The organism is Candidatus Thiosymbion oneisti (assembly GCF_900092655.1).
GTDB lineage: Bacteria > Pseudomonadota > Gammaproteobacteria > Chromatiales > Chromatiaceae > Thiosymbion > Thiosymbion oneisti.
In genome coordinates, this window is record NZ_FLUY01000695.1 from 1 (window position 1) to 274 (window position 274).

At 60.9% G+C, this 274-nt stretch carries 1 pseudogene; it reads right to left on the bottom strand.

What is annotated here, in order from left to right:
• Positions 1-274, bottom strand: a pseudogene (locus tag BQ17_RS21605) (hypothetical protein); the annotation flags it as partial.

Consider the following 274-nt stretch of genomic DNA (forward strand, 5'->3'; position numbering starts at 1 on the left):
TCCTTGAGTGCTTCCAGCTTGCGGGCCAGCGCGGGGGCTTCACCCAACGCCTCGCTCACATCGGTTTCCCGCGCATCGTTGGCATCCAAGTCTTGCGTATAGGCCGCCAGCTCACGTTCGAGCTGCTTCAACTCCGCTTCCAAGCGCTTCTTGGTTGTGATGCTGGCGTCACTGGCGCTGGCATGGAAAAACGAGCCGTCGATGCCGATGGTTTCTCCACCCACCAGATCCAGCTCGCGGCACAACACAACGAAATCTCGGTTCGCCGCGCGCA